The organism is Glaesserella sp. (genome assembly GCF_041817755.1).
In the GTDB taxonomy this organism is placed as follows: Bacteria; Pseudomonadota; Gammaproteobacteria; order Enterobacterales; family Pasteurellaceae; genus Glaesserella.
On the sequence record NZ_JBGYBX010000069.1, the window covers coordinates 19,491 to 39,571 of the forward strand.

General features: G+C 43.1%; 18 protein-coding genes. 5 read left to right on the forward strand and 13 right to left on the reverse strand.

Annotated elements, in window-relative coordinates:
* Together mnmG and ACEYKX_RS10650 are read right to left on the reverse strand one after the other, a co-directional pair.
* Entirely contained in the window at positions 1-1,893 is a 1,893-nt protein-coding gene (mnmG, locus tag ACEYKX_RS10645) for a tRNA uridine-5-carboxymethylaminomethyl(34) synthesis enzyme MnmG (RefSeq protein ID WP_373767564.1), read from the reverse strand.
* Between the two features lie 469 nt (positions 1,894-2,362).
* Positions 2,363-3,190, reverse strand: a complete 828-nt coding sequence (locus tag ACEYKX_RS10650) for an alpha/beta hydrolase (RefSeq protein ID WP_373767563.1) — start codon at positions 3,188-3,190, stop codon at positions 2,363-2,365.
* Between the two features lie 130 nt (positions 3,191-3,320).
* Here ACEYKX_RS10650 and tldD point away from each other — a divergent pair, with 130 nt between their 5' ends.
* The gene (gene tldD, locus ACEYKX_RS10655) at positions 3,321-4,766 is read left to right on the forward strand and encodes a metalloprotease TldD (protein WP_373767562.1); all 1,446 of its coding nucleotides are present in this window, start codon (positions 3,321-3,323) and stop codon (positions 4,764-4,766) included.
* A 69-nt stretch (positions 4,767-4,835) separates the two neighbouring features.
* Here tldD and ACEYKX_RS10660 read toward each other — a convergent pair whose 3' ends face one another.
* Positions 4,836-5,261: a hypothetical protein gene (locus tag ACEYKX_RS10660; protein WP_373767561.1), complete on the reverse strand. Its 426-nt coding sequence runs from the start codon at positions 5,259-5,261 to the stop codon at positions 4,836-4,838.
* Between the two features lie 160 nt (positions 5,262-5,421).
* Here ACEYKX_RS10660 and prmA point away from each other — a divergent pair, with 160 nt between their 5' ends.
* Positions 5,422-6,303, forward strand: a complete 882-nt coding sequence (prmA, locus tag ACEYKX_RS10665) for a 50S ribosomal protein L11 methyltransferase (RefSeq protein ID WP_373767560.1) — start codon at positions 5,422-5,424, stop codon at positions 6,301-6,303.
* Between the two features lie 29 nt (positions 6,304-6,332).
* Here the strand turns inward: prmA and ACEYKX_RS10670 are convergent, their stop codons facing one another.
* The 7 genes from ACEYKX_RS10670 to mioC form a co-directional block, all read right to left on the reverse strand.
* Complete coding sequence (locus ACEYKX_RS10670; RefSeq protein ID WP_373767559.1) at positions 6,333-6,878, reverse strand: RBBP9/YdeN family alpha/beta hydrolase; 546 nt, start codon at positions 6,876-6,878, stop codon at positions 6,333-6,335.
* An 82-nt stretch (positions 6,879-6,960) separates the two neighbouring features.
* The gene (locus ACEYKX_RS10675) at positions 6,961-8,412 is read right to left on the reverse strand and encodes an FGGY-family carbohydrate kinase (RefSeq protein ID WP_373767558.1); all 1,452 of its coding nucleotides are present in this window, start codon (positions 8,410-8,412) and stop codon (positions 6,961-6,963) included.
* 187 nt (positions 8,413-8,599) lie between these two features.
* Positions 8,600-9,586 (reverse strand): TRAP transporter substrate-binding protein, encoded by a 987-nt coding sequence (locus tag ACEYKX_RS10680; protein ID WP_373767557.1) that lies wholly within the window; start codon positions 9,584-9,586, stop codon positions 8,600-8,602.
* A gap of 22 nt (positions 9,587-9,608) precedes the next feature.
* Entirely contained in the window at positions 9,609-10,889 is a 1,281-nt protein-coding gene (locus ACEYKX_RS10685; RefSeq protein WP_373767556.1) for a TRAP transporter large permease subunit, read from the reverse strand.
* Entirely contained in the window at positions 10,886-11,368 is a 483-nt protein-coding gene (locus ACEYKX_RS10690; protein WP_373767555.1) for a TRAP transporter small permease, read from the reverse strand. The genes ACEYKX_RS10685 and ACEYKX_RS10690 overlap by 4 nt, the downstream gene beginning before the upstream one ends.
* A 402-nt stretch (positions 11,369-11,770) precedes the next feature.
* Entirely contained in the window at positions 11,771-13,432 is a 1,662-nt protein-coding gene (locus ACEYKX_RS10695; protein WP_373767554.1) for a bifunctional UDP-sugar hydrolase/5'-nucleotidase, read from the reverse strand.
* Positions 13,433-13,443: 11 nt separating this feature from the next.
* Positions 13,444-13,887, reverse strand: coding sequence for an FMN-binding protein MioC (gene mioC, locus ACEYKX_RS10700; protein WP_373767553.1), 444 nt, complete (start codon positions 13,885-13,887; stop codon positions 13,444-13,446).
* A gap of 85 nt (positions 13,888-13,972) precedes the next feature.
* Here mioC and ACEYKX_RS10705 point away from each other — a divergent pair, with 85 nt between their 5' ends.
* On the forward strand, positions 13,973-14,548 hold the full coding sequence (locus tag ACEYKX_RS10705) for a GNAT family N-acetyltransferase (RefSeq protein ID WP_373767552.1): 576 nt from the start codon (positions 13,973-13,975) through the stop codon (positions 14,546-14,548).
* A 71-nt stretch (positions 14,549-14,619) separates the two neighbouring features.
* Here ACEYKX_RS10705 and ACEYKX_RS10710 read toward each other — a convergent pair whose 3' ends face one another.
* The 3 genes from ACEYKX_RS10710 to ACEYKX_RS10720 form a co-directional block, all read right to left on the reverse strand.
* Positions 14,620-15,300 (reverse strand): 3-keto-L-gulonate-6-phosphate decarboxylase UlaD, encoded by a 681-nt coding sequence (locus tag ACEYKX_RS10710; RefSeq protein ID WP_373767551.1) that lies wholly within the window; start codon positions 15,298-15,300, stop codon positions 14,620-14,622.
* A gap of 102 nt (positions 15,301-15,402) precedes the next feature.
* Positions 15,403-15,873 (reverse strand): PTS sugar transporter subunit IIA, encoded by a 471-nt coding sequence (locus ACEYKX_RS10715; RefSeq protein WP_373767550.1) that lies wholly within the window; start codon positions 15,871-15,873, stop codon positions 15,403-15,405.
* 59 nt (positions 15,874-15,932) lie between these two features.
* Entirely contained in the window at positions 15,933-17,723 is a 1,791-nt protein-coding gene (locus tag ACEYKX_RS10720; RefSeq protein ID WP_373767549.1) for a PTS ascorbate-specific subunit IIBC, read from the reverse strand.
* A 385-nt stretch (positions 17,724-18,108) separates the two neighbouring features.
* On the opposite strand from ACEYKX_RS10720, the gene ulaG reads away from it, so the two are divergent.
* Both ulaG and ulaR read left to right on the forward strand, forming a co-directional pair.
* On the forward strand, positions 18,109-19,200 hold the full coding sequence (gene ulaG / locus ACEYKX_RS10725) for an L-ascorbate 6-phosphate lactonase (RefSeq protein ID WP_373767548.1): 1,092 nt from the start codon (positions 18,109-18,111) through the stop codon (positions 19,198-19,200).
* Between the two features lie 81 nt (positions 19,201-19,281).
* Positions 19,282-20,028, forward strand: coding sequence for an HTH-type transcriptional regulator UlaR (gene ulaR / locus ACEYKX_RS10730; protein WP_373767547.1), 747 nt, complete (start codon positions 19,282-19,284; stop codon positions 20,026-20,028).
* Positions 20,029-20,081: the final 53 nt, after the last annotated feature.

Genomic DNA, 20,081 nt, shown 5'->3' on the forward strand with positions numbered 1-20,081 from the left:
TTACAACTCGCCTCTTTTCAGCATGCCTTGTTTTTTCAAACCAACCAACAAAATCGAAATCGCCGCAGGAGTAATGCCTGAAATACGGCTGGCTTGCCCGATAGACACCGGGCGGTGTTGCATTAGCTTCGCACGGACTTCGTTAGACAGGCTTTCCACTTTGTCGTAATCAAATTCAGCCGGAATTTGAGTGTTTTCGTGGCGTTTATGGCGTTCGATCTCTTGTTGTTGATGTTCGATATAGCCTTGATATTTAATCGAAATTTCTACTTGCTCAGCAGCTTCTTTATCGTCAATCGAAGGGGCAAAAGGTTCAATTTGGGTTAAGGCTGCATAAGTCACTTCAGGACGACGGATCAGATCTTCACCACTTGCTTCACGAGCTAACGGGCTGTTTAATAACGCATTCACTTCCGCAAGGTTTGCCATTTGCAAGTGTGCCCAAGTTTGTTTTAAACGCACTTTCTCTTTTTCGATGTTTTCCATCTTCTCGTTAAAACGTGTCCAACGAGCTTCATCAATTAAACCAAATTGATGGGCAATCGGCGTTAAACGGGCATCGGCGTTGTCTTCACGCAACAACAAGCGGTATTCCGCACGGGAAGTAAATACACGGTACGGTTCTTTAGTGCCTAAGGTGCAGAGATCATCTACCAATACGCCGGTGTAAGCTAAATCACGGGTCGGGAACCACGCTTCTTTGCCTTGTACCTGTAAACCGGCGTTAATCCCTGCCAATAAACCTTGTGCCGCCGCTTCTTCGTAGCCCGTTGTGCCGTTAATTTGTCCGGCAAAGAATAAGCCGTCAATCGCTTTGGTTTCAAGGGTCGGCTTCAGATCTCGAGGGTCGAAATAGTCGTACTCAATCGCATAACCCGGTTTGATAATACGGGTGTTTTCCAAGCCTTTCATTGAATTGACGATACCCATCTGTACATCAAACGGCAAACTGGTTGAAATACCGTTCGGATAGACTTCAATGGTGGTTAAGCCTTCTGGTTCAAGGTAGATCTGATGGCTATTACGATCACTAAAACGCATCACTTTATCTTCGATCGATGGACAGTAGCGTGGACCGATCCCTTCGATAACCCCAGTGTACATCGGACTACGATCTAAACTATTGCGGATCAAATCGTGGGTTTGTTCGTTAGTATGAGTGATGTAACACGGAATTTGGCGAGGGTGTTGCTCAACGGATCCCATAAACGACATTACAGGTAACACTTCATCCCCATGCTGTTTTGCCAATACATCAAAATTGATCGTGCGAGCGTCTAAACGTGGCGGTGTACCCGTTTTTAACCGATCCACACGCAAATTAAGATCACGTAAGCGATCAGCCAACATTGTTGCCGCAGGATCGCCAGCACGTCCGCCTGCATAGTTATCTAAACCGATATGGATCTTACCTGCCAAGAAAGTGCCTGCGGTTAAAATCACTGCTTTCGCTTTAAAGGTTAAGCCCATTTTAGTTACTGCACCGACCGCACGATTGTTTTCAACCAAAATATCGACCACTTCTTGTTGGAAAATATCTAAATTCGGTTGATTTTCTAATGCAGTACGCACCGCTTGGCGGTAAAGCACGCGGTCTGCCTGTGCACGAGTGGCTCGAACCGCTGGGCCTTTTGAACTGTTTAACGTACGAAACTGAATCCCGGCTTTGTCCGTGGCGGTTGCCATCAAACCGCCCATCGCATCAATTTCTTTAACCAAATGACCTTTGCCGATCCCGCCAATCGCAGGATTACACGACATTTGTCCTAACGTATCCACATTGTGAGTTAACAGTAGGGTTTTTAAACCCATACGCGCAGGGGCAAGTGCCGCTTCCGTCCCGGCGTGCCCACCGCCGACGACAATTACATCGTATATATCACGATAAATCATGTTATTGCCTTGATAAAAATTCTGTCTATAAACGAAAAGTCGTCTATTCTACCTGAAAAGAACATGATCTGAAAAACGCTTTTACGTTGATCGTAAATACAGATCGGTGAAAAAGATCGTGATCCTATAAAAGAAAAAGATCTTTATATAGATCGTTATTATTGTGATTATAGGTGAACGTCTTTTCTGTGAATAAGTGGAAAAAATATTGTATTTTCAATAAGATAAATGTTGAATAAGGTTGTAATGATCCCGCATGGGATTCGGATCGAATCTGTGTATAACTGGCTAAGTTATCCACAACTAGGATTTTAAACAGAGTTATTCAAGAATAGATCGCAAGATAAATACAGGAAGATCTATAGTTATCCACAGAATAGGGGAGGTTGCTAAATAAACAAGCGGTAGGATTTTGCAAATTTTTTGCATGATCTCACCGCTTGTTAATCGGAAAAAAGAAAAGAAGCGGCTACTGTCCCAATAGTGAAAAGCGTAAAAATGCCACGAAATGATCCGCCCAGTGCATTTCATGGTGGATTTCATTTGCCATGATTTTCAGGCGAACGTTATCTAACGGATGGCCTGTTCGTAGCAAAGCTTGATAATAGTGAAGCGTACAGTCTATATAAGCTTGGTTCATATTGGAAATAAACAGTGAATCAATATCATCTCCTTCATTCGTACCAACTTGAATAAATACCTTGCTCGCACGGTTTAGCGGATGAGTGTGAATAAATTCCATAAAGGCAGGTTCGCTAAACCACGAGGCAAGGGAAAATACGCCTAAATGCCCGAAAACTTCGGGATATTCCGCTCCCATATAGGCAGTGATAATACCGCCCATTGAGCTACCTGCAAGTAGAGTATGATCACGATCACGTTTAGTTCGGTAATGTTGATCAATAAAGGGTTTAACCGTTTCGACTACCCAATGTCCGTATTCCATACCGTAGCCGCCCGCATTTTGGGTTTCAGGGGTAGAGCCTGTGTCTGTCCTCCACGGACCGTATTCGTCAAGACGATCCGAACCGGCATTATCAATCCCGACAACGATCATTTTTGGAAATTCTTTATGGTTTTTGATCGTCGGAATCACTTTCCAAGAATGGCCCGAATAAGATTCTTTGCTATAAAAAATATTTTGCCCGTCATGCATATACAGCACCGGATAATGCCCCGCTTCTTCACGATACCCTTTGGGTAAAAGCACACGGATTCGGCGTGGTTGGTTGAGGTAAGGGACATGCAAATAATGTTCCCGCATTTCTAAGAAATAATATTGAAGAGGATCTCGCATAGTTAAATTTTTTGAGTAAAACAGATAATCGGGCGAAGTATATCACAAACCAGCTTTCCCCTAAAAATTTCCCTATCATTTGCAAAAATCCGTTAAAATCACACCGCTTATCATTATTTAGAGAAAACCAATGTTAAACCAAGTTTCAAACAGTTTGCTGTTACCAAGCGGACTTCAATTATCCGATCTGACGAAAGTGTTAGATCATTTTTCCAGCCGTCAAATCGACTATGCGGATCTCTATTTTCAATTTAGCCAAGATGAAAGTTGGTCGTTAGAAGACAGTATTATCAAAGAAGGCGGTTTTTATATCGACCGTGGTGTCGGCGTGCGTGCGGTATCAGGGGAAAAAACAGGCTTTGCTTATGCCGATCAAATTTCGCTCAGCCAGCTTGAGCAATGTGCAATGGCAGCTCGTAGTATTACGCAAGAAAGCAGTCGGTTGTTGGTAAAACCTTTCAAAGAAACGACCGCTATCAAACGTTATGCCTCGCTCAATCCCCTTGATACCTTAAGTCGTGAGCAGAAAGTTGAACTATTACACTTAGTCGATAAAGTGGCGAGAGCCGAAGATCCCCGTGTCATTCAAGTGAACGCAAATCTGTCCGCCGTATATGAAGAAATGTTAGTGTCCGCAACGGACGGCACGTTGGCAGCGGATATTCGCCCGCTAGTACGTTTATCTATTTCAGTGTTAGTAGAACAGAACGGTAAACGCGAGCGAGGCAGTGCAGGGGCTGGCGGACGTTTTGGCTTGGAATGGTTCTTAGCACCACACCACACAGGCGACAGTCGTGCCGTCTATCTTGCGAAAGAAGCCGTACGACAAGCGGTCGTGAATTTAGGTGCAGTCGCTGCACCAGCCGGTTCAATGCCGATTGTGCTGGGTGCCGGTTGGCCGGGGATCTTACTGCACGAAGCAGTCGGACACGGTTTAGAAGGCGATTTTAACCGCAAAGAATCGTCAATGTTCACAGGCAGAATCGGCGAACTTGTCACATCACCGCTTTGTACCATTGTCGATGATGGCACTGTACCGAATATGCGAGGTTCGATTACCGTTGATGATGAAGGTGTACCTTCACAACGTAATGTATTGATTGAAAACGGGATTTTAAAAGGCTATATGCAAGATAAGCTCAACGCTCGTTTAATGGGCGTTGCCCCAACAGGTAATGGTCGCCGTGAGTCTTATGCCCACTTACCAATGCCCCGTATGACCAACACCTATATGACAGAAGGCAATCACGAGTTCGACGAGATGATCGAGTCCGTGGAATTTGGTTTATACGCTCCCCACTTCAGTGGCGGACAAGTGGACATTACCTCAGGCAAATTTGTATTCTCAACGTCCGAAGCCTATTTAATTGAAAAAGGCAAAATCACCAAACCAGTCACAGGGGCAACCTTAATAGGCAGTGGTATCGAAGCCATGCAACAGGTGTCAATGGTCGGTAAAAAAATGGAGCTGGATTTAGGTATCGGCACTTGTGGTAAAGAAGGACAAAGCGTTCCGGTCGGTGTCGGACAACCGACGGTGAAGTTGGATAAGATTACTGTGGGGGGAAGGGGGTAGTTTTATTCCTAAAACCTAGCACGGCAAGTCGTGCTAGGTTTCAGTGTATTAACTTTATTATGCTATAACTTACCAAGCAAAATTGTCATCATCGAAGTTTCCTTGTGCTGTTTCCGGTGTACATTCAACTCTTGCAATTTCTTTACCCTTACGTTCAACAAAAACACCACTGTTTACGGTATGTTCAATAGAATCAAAATTTACAGTTACATTGTAGAGATATTCACCATTTTGGAAAACCATGACAGCCCAACGCCCTCTACCAATTCCGTCCCATTTACTGGATCGACCAAGTAATTCCGATTTTTTATTTCGGATGGTAATTTCATTTTTGGATGCGGAACCAAATTTATATTCATAGAGATTATTATTTATTCGATTAATTTCTATGTATTTATTATTCTCTGTTTTACAAGAAAAAATAACGTTTGCTTGTGTTGCTTGAGCAAATCCTAGAAATGTAATAAATAAGGTTATTAAGCTCAATTTTTTCATAAAACACCTCTATTTTGAGAAAGAATTATCATAAGTAAATATGATAATTCTATTAGCTAAATAAGCTCAATAGTACAAACTGTTATTTTTCACAAAAAACTTACCGTTTTTTATTGAAAAAACGCTAGAATAAGACGTTTTGAATATGAAGGAAAACAAAATGGCTTGGGTACAAATTCGTTTAAATAGTACAGACAGAGAAGCTGAGAAGATCAGTGATTTTTTAGAAGAGATTGGGGCGGTGTCCGTGACGTTTATGGACAGCCAAGACACACCTATTTTTGAACCGCTGCCGGGAGAAACCCGTCTTTGGGGCAATACCGATGTGGTCGCATTATTTGATGCGGAAACCGATATGAAAGCGATTGTATCGGCATTGGTGGAAAGCAAACTGGTTGCGGTTGATTTTGCACATAAAATTGAGCAAATTGAAGATAAGGATTGGGAGCGGGAATGGATGGATAATTTCCACCCAATGCAATTCGGTAAGCGTTTGTGGATCTGCCCAAGTTGGCGTGAAGTGCCGGATCCGAATGCCGTCAATGTAATGTTAGATCCCGGTTTGGCGTTTGGTACGGGAACGCACCCGACCACCGCACTCTGTTTAGCGTGGTTAGACGGTTTAGACTTAACGGGTAAAACTGTGATTGACTTTGGTTGTGGCTCAGGGATTTTGGCGATCGCCGCCCTTAAATTAGGGGCAAAACAGGCAATTGGTATCGACATCGATCCGCAGGCAATTTTAGCCAGCCGAAATAATGCCGCAGCAAATGGGGTAGCGGATAGATTACAGCTATTTCTTGCCAAAGATCAGCCGAAAGATTTAATTGCGGATGTGGTGGTCGCGAATATTTTAGCGGGGCCGTTAAAAGAGCTTGCGCCACAAATTATCACGCTTGTTAAACCTGACGGGGATTTAGGACTTTCGGGAATTTTGGCTACACAAGCAGAATCGGTTTGTGAAGCCTATCAAGATGCCTTTGTGCTTGATCCTGTGGTGGAAAAAGAAGAGTGGTGTCGCATTACCGGTGTGAAGAAATAAGAATATGGCGGGTAAATCCCGCCGATTCTTTAATGGTTTAACAATTTTTTCACTAATTCCAATACTATCGGCAGTTCCGTATACCCCTCTCTATCCAAAAAATGCCCTCCTGTCGGCAAACGAATATAGTCTGCTTTTAAATGTTTTGCCAAGTCGTCGCTATATTGATACGGTACGACCGTATCATCAAGTGAAGCCACGACATAGGATTTAAACGGTTGGCAGTCGGGTGAAATCGCATACACATTGGAAAAAACGGTTAATTCAGGCAGATTTGGTAGAGGTTGATAAAAACCTGAAACAAACACCGCACCTTTCGGTTTTAAAAAATTTTGCGCTAAAAAGTTAAGCCAAGTGATACAACCTAAGCTGTGTCCGACAACCACCGTCTCGTCATCAATGGTAACGTGTTCTTCCAAATGCCTCAGCCATTTATCCGGATTCGGATGACTAGAATCAGGCATATTCAAGCGATGACATTCCACCCCGATTTTTGCTAATTCCTGTTCTAACCACGGAAACCAATGTTTATCTGCCGATGCGGTATAACCGTGAACAATATAGACTTTTACCATAAAACCTCCTCAATACAAGCGGTCTGATTTTGCCATGAATTTGCAAAAAAAGGCAAAGATCAGACCGCTTGATATGAAATAATTAGTGCAATGTTTTAAGTGCAGAGACGAGTTGTTGATAACGCTGATATTTTTGTTGATAGGCGTCAAAATGATCAGGATTTGGCTGCACTTGACGCATTGCTTGCTGCAATAGTTCTGGGGGATTTTCGCCAGCGGCTTCCATTGCCATCATTGCTGCCCCTAAGCAACCTGTTTCTTCAATATTTGGCACTTCTAATGTCATTCCCGTTAAATCCGCCAGCATTTGTAACCAAATTGACGACTTCGTTGGCCCGCCTGTAACCCGTAGTATTTGAGCATTCGGGAAGCGTTGTAACATGCGGTTGAGATGGTGCATTAAGCTGAACAGTACGCCTTCGTAAATGGCTTGGAGTAGATGAGCTTGTGTATGATGTGCTTGTATTCCATAGAAACCTGCTTGCATACCTAAACCTGCGTTAGAACCATAAAGGAATGGGACAAACAGTACAGAGCTAGCGGCAGGCGCTAGTTCGGCAATCGTTTTATTAATGTGGGCGTAATCTAAATTCCACTGTTTGATAAACCATTCTAAATTACCCGCTGAAGTTGGGCTGGCTTCGTGAACGATAAATTTGCCCGCTTGTGCATAACGTCCGTAAACAAACGGTAAATCTTGGTTTGGATCGATATGGTCTGTGATACCACTGACAACCGACCAAGTACCGAGTACGGCATTGAGTTTGGTTTCATCATCTAACCCTGCACATAATGCGGTAGATACGACGTCAAATAGGCCACCGACCACAGGTGTTCCCACCGCTAAACCACAAAGAGCGGAAGCCTGTTCGGTTACATAACCTGCCACTTGATTTGGGGCGATCACAAGCGGTAATTTATCAATGATTTCTTGCAAACCAAGTATTTCAGCAAGTTGGGAATCGTATTTTCCTTCTGTCATATTGTAGAGATTGGACTCGGAAATATTGGTTTCTTCACAATGTAGTTCACCAGTAAGGCAAAAGCGTAAGTAGTCGTGTGACATTAATACAGAACCGATTTGTGCATAACGTTCCGGTTCGTGTGCTTTTATCCAACGTAAAATGGAGACCGGGTGTCCGGTCCATAAGGTTTGGCGGGTGATTGGGTAGAGTTTTTCCGGTATGCCCTCTTTTTGCCACTGTTTAACGATGTCGATAGCACGTTGGTCGGAAGATAAGATTGCTCTACCTAGTGGTTGTTTATTTTTATCCAGTAAAAACGCACCTTTTCCTTGAGCTGAAATGCCTACTCCTTTAATTGCTGTCGGTTTTACGCCGCTTTTTACAATGGTTTGGCGAATAACATCGGTGCAGACTTGCCAAAGCTGAGGCATATCCCGTTCGGCATAACCTGCTTTTTCGCTGATGACTGCCACATTTTCACGAGCCAATCCGCAGATTTGTCCGTGACGATCAAACAGTGCTGCTTTAATGAAAGTGCCACCGCAATCAATGCCTAGGTAGTAGTTCATTTGAGTTCCTTTTTTATTCTAGTATAAGAAAATTCCCCCTTTGGAAAAAAAGGGGCAAGGGGAATTTCTAACCCCGATGGCGCACGTTTTTAACGTGTGCCGCATACTCTCATCAAATTTGTCTATTACACCCAAATTTTATAATAGGATAGGCACTCGTTACAAACGAGCGCCATCTTATGATTTATTACTTCGCTAACCCATCAATTTTCTCAACTAATTCACTGCCGTTTTTCTCAATAAAGGCTTTGCGAACATCTGCTTCAATGATGGCTTTAAACGGTTTGTTATCCACTTCTTCGATCACTTGAATACCCGCTTTTTGTAATTTAGCGATGATATCTTTTTCATTCTCTAAGTTAAGTTGGCGTTGGTAGTTGCCGGCTTCTTTGGCAGAATCAAGAATCGCTTGTTGTAGTTCAGGAGAGAAGCTATCAAATTTCGCTTTGTTCATGACCACAATTAACGGAGTATAACCGTGATTCGTTAAACTTAAATGTTTTTGTACTTCATAAAGTTTAGCCGACCAGAAAATACCGATTGGGTGTTCTTGTGCATCTACCGCTCGAGTTTCAAGGGCGGTATAAAGCTCGGATAACGGCATTGGTACCGGATTGGCGCCGAGTAACGTAAACGCTTGAATGTACATCGGGTTTTGATTAGTGCGGACTTTTAACCCTTTGATGTCTTCAGGCGATTTAACCGGGTGCTTAGAGTTAGTAAATGAACGGAAGCCCACTTCCCAGAAGGCTAAGCCTTTTAGGCCTTGTGCTTCCAAATCTTTTAATAAGCCTTGACCGATTTCGCCGTCTAACACGGCATAGGCGTGTTCACGGTTTTTAAAGATAAACGGAATATCGATGACGTTTAATTTCGGCTCTAAACCGGAGAAATTCGGTGAACCTGACATTTCAATATCAATAGTCCCGCCACGTACCGCACCGATCATGGTTTGAGCGTTTCCTAAAGTACTATCCGGAAACAAACTCAATTTAATTTCACCCTTACTTTTCTCTTTCAATAAGTCATTGAATTTTTTTGCCGCAGTATGCTGAGTATCGCTACGGGGCGCTTCGTAACCGAAGCGTAAGGTGGTTTCCGCATTCGCAACACCGGTAAACAGGATGGCGCCGGCAATTAAAGCGGTTAAGGTTTTAAGATTAAACAGTTTCATAGTGTTCTCCTTGGGTAAAGAATTAAGGTTGCATCCACGAAAGTGGCGTTAAAATCAATGATGGGAAGAAAACAAAGGCAAATAACAACGCCACCATCATCAACATATATGGCAGAATACCTTTAGCTGCCTGATCAAACGGCAGTTTGGAAACACCGGTAATCACGTTCAGCACATTACCGACAGGCGGGGTAATCAAGCCGATGGAGGTATTTAAGATAAACAGTACGCCGAAATAAACAGGATCGATTCCCGCTTCTTCCACTAACGGCATTAATACCGGGGTGAGGATTAAGACGGTCGGTGTTAAATCCATCACCATCCCGATAATAAACACAGCGATCATAATCACCACAAGCAATAATGTTGGTGAGTCGATGAGCGGTTCGAGTAATTCCGTCATCATCTGCGGTAATTCTGCCACCGTAATTAACCACCCTGTGACATTCGCCGCCGCGACAAGGAACATGACAACCGCAGTCGTTTTTCCTGCATTGAGTAAGACTTTATATAGATCTTTTAACTTGAGTTCACGATAAACAAAGAGCGATACGATCAACGCATAGAATGTCGCAACCGCCCCGGCTTCGGTCGGGGTAAACATACCGGAACGGAAACCGCCGATAATAATCACAGGCAACAACAACGCCCAAATACTGTTTTTGAAGGAAATACAGAGCTCTTGCTTGGTTGCTTTTGAGAAGGTCATTAAATCAAGGCGTTTTGCCTGCCACCACCAAAGTACGGCTAAACAAATCCCCATCATAATACCGGGGAAAATACCCGCTAAGAATAATTTGGTAATAGACACACCGCTGGCAACACCGAAAACAATAAACGGAATGGACGGTGGAATAATCGGGGCGATAATCCCTGCCGTACCGATTAAGCCTGCGGATTTATCGACAGGATAGCCCGTCGTTTTCATCATCGGTAACAACATTGCAGCGACAGCGGCTGTATCGGCTACGGCAGAACCGGAAAGGCTCGCCATAATCATTGCGGCTAAAATTGCGACAAAGCCCAAGCCACCGCGTTTATGTCCGACTAATTTCATCGGCAGATCAATAATCCGCTTGGATAGCCCGCCCTCATTCATAATTTCACCGGCAAGAATAAAGAACGGAATTGCCATTAACGAGAAGCTGTCCGCACCGCTGACAATTTGTTGAGCAAGAATTTGTGCGTCAAACAGATCAAGATGTAGCATTAACGCAACACCGCAGATCAACAAGGCAAATGCGACCGGAATGCCTAAAATAATCGCCCCCAATAATACGGAAAGGAAAATTACCACGGTCATTTGTCTTCTCCTTTAACTAGTATTGCAACGGTTGACACAAGTCGTGCCGCAATAAGTATTGCGATTAACACGCCTGACACCACGGCAGCAAGATAGGTTACCCCGGTCGGAATTTCAGAAATCGGCGATAAATTATTGATATTTAATTGAAATTGAGTCCAACCACCCTGTACGATTAAATAGCAACAGAACAGCATAATGCTATCGGTAAACAGGCGGAGGATATGGCGTTTCAACGGGGAAAGTTTGTCGGTAAGCATAGTGACGCTGACATGTTGATTATCGCTAAAGGCAAGAACCGCCCCTAAGAAGGTAAGCCACACAAACAAATAACGGGACACTTCTTCCGTGACGTTAATGCTGCTATTAAAACCATAGCGCAGCACCACATTTAAAAAAACCAAGCAAGCCATTGTCGCTAAAATAAGCACGACGAGAAACTCCAAGGCTTTGCCGGCGTAAAGGGCTAAGGATTTCATATTACACCTCAAGTTCGCTGATTGCGATTTTGACGACAATTTTGCAAATAATCCAAGGCAAACCGAATGGCTTTCGGATATTGGCTTTTGTTTACTTTGGAAATGTGACCGAAGAACATGTTGCTCTCCTTTATGAAAAGAATTTGGAATCAACGAAGAATCACTCATTTCACATAGTAAAATGATATTTCGTAAATTAAACCTAAATAGGTTAAAAGTCAATTAAGGATGAAAAAATATATCTTTTATAAATCAATAAGTTATTTGTAATTTTCTTATTTTGTGAAGGAGATCTCATTTTTAGAATGAAATTCCACAATACGGAATAGAGAGTAAAGGAAGAGGAAAAAGAAATTTTGAAGGCAGGTAAACCCTGCCTTCATTGTTTGGTTTTCTATCTGACTATTTCAATCCGATAATTTCCCAACGGTTATGAGATAAGCCATCGATTTTGCCTTGTTTCACATTGGTGATGTAATCAATCAACATATTTTGAATCGTGCCAGCTTCTTGACCCATTGCGACTTTAGATTCCCAAACCACAGGGATTTTTTGACCTTCAAAAATACCGCCTTTTTTAGTTAATTGACCAAAACGATAAGAGTTCATACCCACTTTGAGTTTCATCTCATCGGTCACTTTGCGTCCGTCCGCAAGGGTTAAATCTACGATTTTGCTACCGCTTGGGTTGCGTAAATCAATTTTATAACTTACACCGCCGAATAAGTCGAAAGTCACATATTTTGATTTGCCACGCACGTCATTATAACGGTAGTTGGTATCGCCCAGTTGGATCGTATCAAAGTAATCCGCTGACCATTCCATATATTGTTTGAGCTGTTTACCCGTCATTTCGTATACAGACACGTCACCACCTGCATAGCGATAGTTGTAGATAATGTCTTTTTTCTTAATATCGCCTTTATCTAAACGCACCGTTTCATAGTCAAAGGCAAACGATACTACGTCCGCTTTGCTGTAATATTGTTGCACATCGTGAATGAGTGATGACATTCCCGTATCTTTTGAGAACGCAATAGATACGCCGTGATTTTTGCCTTGTGGGATCATATCGTTTGCAACTTGACCGATCACCACGTTATTTAAACGACGGAGTTCTTCGTGATACGGTTTATAGATTTCCACGATTTTTGGATCAGATTCCAATTTATTCACAGGCACGGTTTTTGCAGATTTTGACAGCAATTTGACCGCTTGTTTATCGTCCACATCAAAGGTTAAATCCACTTCTGATACAACCGTGCCATAGCGGTGTGGCTCGGTGATTAAGGTATTTTTGATGGTTTCGCTCGGTACGTTTTTATGCATATGCCCTGCGATAATCACATCAATGCCGTCCACCGTATTCACTAAATCCGCCACGCCCGTGTCTGCAATGTTGTTCTCGTTTTCAATGCCCATATGTGCAATAACGATAATCGCATCAACGCCTTTCGTTTTTAAGTCAGCGATTTGAGCTTTGGTTTCTTCGATTGGAGAAGTAAATTTCATATTATCGAGATAACCGGTGTCCTTCTCAAAGATCGCTGACATCGGCGTAGTTAAGCCGATAATCCCAAGTTTTACCCCGTCTTTTTCAATGATAGTCGTTGGATCAAGATAACGTTTACCGTCTTTGTGATAGAAGTTTGCGGTGATTTTTTTCGCCTGCATATCTTCTAAAATGGCATCTAACGCTGGCATACCGAAGTTAAATTCGTGATTACCTAAAACGAAAATGTCGTAATTCATCGCATTTAATACTTTTGGAATTGGGTTATCTTTGGCGTACTCTGGAGTTTTAGCAAAGACTTCAACTTGGTTGTCTTGAATCGCATCGCCCACTTCAACTAACAATACATTTTTGTTATTTTTACGCACGTCATTTACATAGGTTGCAATTTGCGCATAAGAGCCTGAACGATCTTCCACATCCGCACCATAGCTCCACGGCACAACACGCCCGTGAACGTCCGATGTCCCTAAAATTTTAATGTTTACTTCTTTGGCAACCGCAACGCTCACCGCCGATAACATAAAAAGAGTACCTAATAGTTTTTTCATTGTTTTTATCCTTATAAGGTTGAAGTAAAAGAGGGAAGCCATTCTTCCGCACTGCCGTCGTGGTCAAAATTATTTACCACATCAATGCGTAGAGATTCGCATACTTGTGTCGCTCCTTTAGCCGTTAAGCTTTGTTCGACAATATTAACCGCATTGCAAAAGGTATCATAATCGGAGCTGCCCAAGCCGATTACGGAAAATTTCATTTGGCTAAAATCAAGATCGCTCTCGTCAATCTGTTGGAAAAGCGGTTGAATATTTTCAGGCAGTTCGCCCGCACCGTGTGTGGATGTGACGACTAACAGGGAAGTTTGATGTTGAATATCGGCTAATTCGGCTTGGTTAAACAGCTCAACCTGATAGCCTTGTTCGGTGAGTACATCATTGAGGTGATCGGCGACATACTCCGCACCGCCTAAGGTGCTACCGGTGATGATACAAATAGATTTCGACATAGCATACTCATATTGTAAAAAAATCGACTTATTCTAGAAGAATTGTTATAAAGAATAAACCAGTTTTACATCAAGGAAAGAGAATATGAGCCGTATTACATTGTTAACCCCCAATAAAACACATCAAGCAGAAGTGATGGCATATCGACAGGCTTTTTCAAATCACGCTATTGATGGCGGAGCAATGTTAGAGAAATTTGATGATTTCTCTCAATGGCTGGATTATTTAGCACAACCTGAAGGCTATTTGACCCCTTGGGGATTTAACAAGGTGCAAGATTCGACCTATCTTGCGTGGCATACACAATTAAATCGAGTGGTTGGAATAATTAATATCCGCCATAATCTCAATAACGACTACCTGCGACAATTTGGCGGACATATCGGTTATTCCGTACATCCGGACTTTCGCAAGCAAGGTTATGGCTCGGAAATGTTGACATTAGCGTTAGCAAAGGTAAAAACGCTAGGCTTAGATAAAGTGCTGATTACCTGTGAAGAAAGTAATGTAGGCTCTGAAAAGGTGATTTTAAATAACGGTGGAAAGTTTGAGGCTATCGTTGAGTTCAATCAAGTTAAAAGAGTGAAACGGTTTTGGGTTGATGTGTTGTCATGCGATATGGCAAACGCCGACGCAAGCAAAGCGTGTTCTGATGTGTGAACTTACAAGCGGTTTGATGTTGTCGACAATTTGCAAAATTCGACGGAAATCAGACCGCTTGTATCAGTGCGTTATGCCCAATATTTATCAATTTCGGCACGAATCGCTTCAGCAGTTGCTTTGCCTTTTTCACCGACTAACGCACGTCCGGCAATGAAAGCTTTGGCGTTTTTCACCTCTTTAAAGAGATGAATCTCTTCCGGCACGATACCGCCGGTGATGGATAATTCCAACCCTTTGGCAGAGAGTTGTTTCATCAGCTCAATGTCTTCCGCCGTCCAGCCTTTACCCGCCAATTCCGCATCGCGCGAGCGGTGGTAAATCGCTTGTTTGACCCCTAAATCAACCCACTCCTGCGCATCTTTTTCAACCGTCCAGTTACCGTAAATTTCGATTTGAATCTCTTTTTTCACTTTTAATTCAGGGTGAGCGGCGTTAAAGTCATCCGCTACTTTTTTGCACGCAGCTTTGGTGGCAGGGTGAGCCGCGGCGGAAACGGTCAGCCAGTCCGCTCCCGCTTCAAATGCCATTTTAGCGAGGATGGCACCGCCGTCGGTCGTTTTTAAATCGCAGACGATAATGTGGTTCGGGTGTAATGCACGTAAAGTGGAAACGGCTTTCATGCCTTCCGCACAAGCTAAGATCGTGCCGCATTCGATAATATCGACGACATCTTCCGCTTGTTTGGCATCAGCCACCGCTTTTTCAAGGCTTAACGAATCAAGGGCAATTTGGAGAAGGGGTTTTGACATAATATGTTCCTTTTGAATATTTGAAAATGAGCGAATACAAGCGGTGAGATGTTAGAAAAAATTTGCAAAAAATCATGCTGATCGCACCGCTTGAAAATGGGGTTAACCATTCAATGCCGCGTCAATTACCGCATAAACGTCGTCTGCGGTTTTACAACGGCGGATTTTGTCTAAATCCACACCGGTTTCACTGTCAGGATCGTCAAGCACTTGGGTGATTTCCATTAACCCTTGCATATGTTGATCCGAATCACTGCCGGCAAGGGCGATGAGGACATCCACCGGATCGTCTTCGCCTTCAAAATAAATCGGTGCCGCTAAGGTGACTAAGGAAAATGCCGTGCGTTTTACACCGTCTTCCGGACGGGCGTGTGGCATTGCCAACCCTGGTGCTAAAATGATGTACGGCCCCATTTCATTAATACATTTGATGATGGTGTCGTAGTAACGGGCTTCTACCGCACCCGATTGGATCAGCGGGTCGACGGCGATTTTAATGGCTTCTTGCCATGTTGCGGCGGTTTGATGTAATCGAATCGAATCGTTGTCAATTAAAGATTGTTTTAAATTCATTGTGATACCTCTCTTATTTCATTTTCCCCTTCCGTACAATCGGAAGGGGATTGACTTTGTTACTTAGCATTATGTTTATTGATTAACTCGACCAGTTCATCACCGAATGAGTTTGGATTCAACATATTTTTCACGCCTAAGAATGCTTTACCTTCAGGTACATCAATTTCAGCCGCTAAGTGTTGAGATGAAACGATAATATCCACTTCGTTTAATTTGCCTTTGTAATCGGTAACCGCACAGGAGTCCATGATATTCGGGATACCGCGTTTGTCCAAGTAGCCTTTGATCTTCATTTTCATCATCATGGACGAACCTTGACCGGAACCGCATACCGCTAAGATACGAACCGGTTTTGCTCCGCTTTGAGCTACAACGGTTTCGGCTTTTTCTTCTACGTTGCTTTCTGCTTTTACTTCATCTAAGCCGTAACCGTCTAATTGTTCAAGGGTTAAACCTTTCGCCGCCGCTTCCGCTTCTTCGGCACGTAAGGTACGGGAGGCAAAGAACATATAGACCATCGCTAGCGCAACAATGATGAAGAAGAAGCCCGGTACGCTGATAATACCTTGTAAGATTGGCGGGAAGAATAACGCCCAGTCCGCCATACCCATCCAACCGTTGAAGGTGGTACCTTGGCTTGCGAGCATTTGAATTACCCAAGCGGAACCTAATACTTCGATGATACCCATCACGAAACAGATCTTCATCACCGCTTTCCAGCCGCCGAATTGGTTGGCGAATACGCCGATAGTGGCGTTAGAGAAGAACATTGGGATAAAGCCCGGGATGATTAAAATCGGAGAGTTAAAACCTAATAAGATACCGACCGCAACGAACTGACCGATAGCACCCCACATAAAACCGAATACCATGGCGTTCGGTGAAAAGGCATAGATTGCCGCACAGTCGATGGCAAGTACGGAGTTCGGAATTAAGCGCTCGGAAATCCCTTTGAAGGCTTCTGAAAGTTCAGCGACGAACATACGTACGCCGGTGACGATAATTTGAATCGCAACGGCAAATTTCAAGCCCATTTCAAGGATATACATAATCCAGTGGGTTTTGCCCGCCATTTGTTGCAAATTATCCAAACCGAAGGAAAGTAAGATGATCCCGAAGAAGATGGTCATCACTAACGCGGTGGCAGAGATACTGTCGTGGAAAATGTGTAACCATTTCGGCAAGTTCATGTGATCGACCGAATCGTTTTTATCCCCGAGTTTCGGTGCAAGTTTTACCGCAATCCAAGAGGCGATTTGTTGTTGGTGACCGATGGAGAAACCTGCACCGCCCGTTACCGCTTGGGTCGGCTTATACATAATGTTAGAAGAAATACCCCAGTAGAGCGCCATTAACACGGAAGTGTAGATAATGGTTTCCCACATGGATGCGCCGATGATCATATAGAACACCGCTACAAGACCGGCTTGTTGGAACATAATGTGTCCCGTCAACATGATAGTACGAATACCGGTGAATTTTCTAAATACCACTAATAAGATATTTAATAATAATGCACCGATCACCGCATAACCGACCCAAGCATAATTATCCGCCATGGTTTGAATGGTGGCTTGCATACTGGTGTAAGGATCGATGACCGCACCGGTCAGATTGTGGAATTTGGATAATCCTTCGATAACCGGTTTAAAGTTGGTTACCAAGAAACCGGAACCTGCTTGCACGATCATAAAGCCGACAATGGTTTTGATGGTGCCTTTAATGACGGTGGTGGTGTCTTTTTTCAGAAGAATGTAACCCAAGCAGGCTACGATACCTAGCAAGAAGGGCGCTTTATTTAACACCTGATCTTTTAAAAAGAGCAGGATATCGGTGAGCATTTCCATAAGAGTACCTCTTATTATTACGTGTGTATTGGATAAATGAGGCTCAACTGAACAGCGGTTGAGAATGTCGATTTCCTAAAAGACGGAATTCAATGAATAAATGATAACAGCTCTCAAGGATTACAAAAGATTATTTTTGATTATTTGTGAACAATGTCACAAAATTTTTATCATTTTTGGTGTAATGGTGATTTTCCGGTTAACTTAGGTAAAATATGGATAACGCCATAAAAATAAGAAAAGTTATTGAATTAAAAGTTATTTTTATAAAAAAGAGAAGTAGATCACAAAAAATGAAAAAAAAGCTTTTCTAATTAATTGTGATTATATATGATTGTTTTTGATTATTTATACCTTCCTGACCTTGACTAAATAGGAGCAAACAATGAGCAAAATTTCAGAAATCACCCGTGAAAGCTGGATTCTTTCTACTTTCCCTGAATGGGGTACTTGGCTAAACGAAGAGATTGAAAACGAAGTGGTGCCGGAAGGCAACTTTGCCATGTGGTGGCTTGGCTGTGTGGGCGTATGGATTAAAACCCCGGCAGGCGCAAACATTTGTATGGACTTATGGTGCGGTCGCGGTAAAAGCACCAAGAAAGTCAAAGATATGGTGCGCGGTCACCAAATGGCAAATATGGCGGGTGTACGTAAATTACAACCTAACTTACGCGCGCAACCGATGGTATTAGATCCGTTTGCAATCAATGAAGTGGATTTCATTCTTGCTTCGCACTACCACAGTGACCATATTGATGTGAATGTGGCGGCGGCTATCGTGAACAATCCGAAATTAGATCATGTGAAATTCGTCGGTCCGTGGCATTGTGCCGAACTTTGGAAAAAGTGGGGCGTTCCGGAAGAGCGTATTATCATTGTCAAACCGGGCGATGTGGTCAAATTAAAAGACGTTGAAATTCACGCATTAGATTCGTTCGACCGTACCTGTTTGGTGACGTTACCGGTTGAAGGTGCGGAAGCGCAAGGTGGAGAATTAGCCGGACTTTGCCCGTCCGATGAAGAAATGGGTCGTAAAGCGGTGAACTATGTGTTCAAAACCCCGGGCGGCAATATCTATCACGGCGCAGACTCCCACTATTCCATCCAATTCGCCAAACACGGTAAACAATTTGACATCGATGTGGCATTAAACAACTACGGTGAAAACCCGGTCGGTATCGCCGATAAAATGACTTCCGTCGATTTACTCCGTATGGCGGAATGCTTACGTTGTAAAGTCATTATCCCGGTTCACCACGACATCTGGACAAACTTTATGGCAAGTACGCAAGAAATTATTGAATTATGGCGTATGCGTAAAGACCGCTTGCAGTACAAATTCCACCCGTTCATTTGGGAAGTCGGTGGTAAATATGTGTATCCGCAAGACAAAGATTTAATTGAGTACCATCACCCGCGCGGTTTTGACGATTGCTTCGAACAAGAACCGAATATTCAATTTAAATCCATGCTGTAATCATTTAAACTGCCACCTTGTTTAAGACGCAAGGTGGCAAAGTTCATTATTGCATCGAAAAATGAAAATAAGGGAAAGGTAATGAACGAAAATTATCGGCACAGGCAGCTGTTAAATGTATTGGAAGAGCGTAAAGTGCTGTCCACTACGGAGATCATTGAATTATTGGATATTTCACCGGCAACCGCCCGCCGGGATATCAGCAAGTTGAACGAACAAGGGTTGTTAAGAAAAGTCCGAAACGGTGCCGAAGCAATCGTCAGGGAAATATCCGCGCATAAAAAAGAGTCCGTCAACAATATAGACGAAAAACAACGCATTGCCGAAGCGGCCAGTAAATTATGCAGAGACGGTGACAGCGTCGTACTGACCTGCGGTTCCACCATGTTAATGTTAGGCAGCCATTTGTGCGGCAGACATTTGCAAATTATGACGAATTACTTACCGCTTGCAAATCACCTGATTGAACACAACCACGATGATTTGGTGATTATGGGCGGGCAATATAATAAAAATAAAGCCATCACGTTATCACTGAGCCCCCAAAATGAAACCGGTTACGCGGCAAATATTATGTTTACCAGTGGCAAAGGGTTTACCGAAGAAGGGTTATACAAAACCGATATGATCATCGCCCACTCGGAAAATCAAATGTCGTCCAAAGCGGAAAAATATGTTGTCCTGTTAGACAGTACAAAGTTGGGCAAACGTGTAGGTATGCTGTTCAGTGAACTCAACAAAATTGATATTTTAATTACCGGTTCTGAAGCTGATCCTGACATTATTCAACAGCTCAGAGCAAAAGGGCTGGAAGTCATTTTGGCTTAGAAATCCCCCCTTCCCCCCTTTTTCAAAGGGGGGATTTAAAAACAGGAGCAACC